Origin of the sequence: Streptomyces sp. AC555_RSS877, from assembly GCF_019049245.1 — a bacterium.
Lineage (GTDB): Bacteria > Actinomycetota > Actinomycetes > Streptomycetales > Streptomycetaceae > Streptomyces.
The window spans coordinates 1-1,203 of the sequence record NZ_JAGMUK010000139.1 but is presented as its reverse complement, the minus strand read 5'-3'; the positions used below and the strand labels follow the sequence as shown (position 1 = coordinate 1,203).

At 70.2% G+C, this 1,203-nt stretch carries 1 protein-coding gene; it reads left to right on the top strand.

What is annotated here, in order from left to right; genetic code table 11:
* Window positions 1-1,203: maltotransferase domain-containing protein (locus KUM49_RS37755; protein ID WP_374200252.1), on the top strand; the 1,203-nt coding region annotated here is incomplete at both ends.

The following is a 1,203-nucleotide window of genomic DNA, read 5'->3' as shown; positions in this document are numbered from 1 at the left end:
CGCGACGCGCCTGGCGGCGGCGTTGACGCCGGAGGTGGACGCGGTCCTGTCGCGGTATCCGCTGCGGGAGTTCGTGACGGCGTCGGAGACGCTGCCGCTGCTGGTGGAGCGGGAGCGGGCCCTGTACGGCTCCTGGTACGAGTTCTTCCCGCGCTCGGAGGGCACACCGGAGCGGCCGCACGGCACCTTCCGCACCGCGGCCCGCCGGCTCCCGGCGATCGCCGCGATGGGCTTCGACGTCGTGTACCTGCCGCCGATCCACCCGATCGGCCACACCTTCCGCAAGGGCCGCAACAACACCCTCTCCCCCGGCCCCGAGGACGTCGGCGTGCCCTGGGCCATCGGCTCCCCCGAGGGCGGCCACGACGCCGTCCACCCGGACCTCGGCACCATCGAGGACTTCGACTGGTTCGTCGGCCGGGCCCGCGAGCTGGGCCTGGAGATCGCCCTGGACTTCGCCCTGCAGTGCTCACCGGACCACCCCTGGGTGCAGAAACACCCGGAGTGGTTCCACCACCGCCCGGACGGGACGATCGCCTACGCGGAGAACCCGCCCAAGAAGTACCAGGACATCTACCCGATCGCCTTCGACGCCGACATGGACGGTCTGATCGCCGAGACCCTGCGGGTGCTGCGGCACTGGATGGACCACGGCGTGCGGATCTTCCGCGTCGACAACCCGCACACCAAGCCGGTCGTGTTCTGGGAGCGGGTGATCGCGGACATCAACCGCACCGACCCCGACGTGATCTTCCTGGCCGAGGCGTTCACCCGCCCGGCGATGATGCACACCCTGGCCCAGAGCGGCTTCCAGCAGTCGTACACCTACTTCACCTGGCGCAACACCAAGGAGGAGCTGACCGAGTACCTGACCGAACTGTCGGGGGAGGCGGCCTCCTACATGCGGCCCAACTTCTTCGCCAACACCCCCGACATCCTGCACGCCTACCTCCAGCACGGCGGCCGGCCCGCCTTCGAGGTCCGCGCCGTGCTCGCCGCGACCCTCTCCCCGACCTGGGGCATTTACAGCGGCTACGAGCTGTGCGAGAACACCCCGCTGCGCGAGGGCAGCGAGGAGTACCACAACTCGGAGAAGTACCAGCTCACCGCACGCGACTGGGAAGCCGCCGACCGCGAGGGCCGCTCCCTGACCCCCCTGATCACCCGGCTCAACACGATCCGGCGCGCACACCCGGCCCTGCG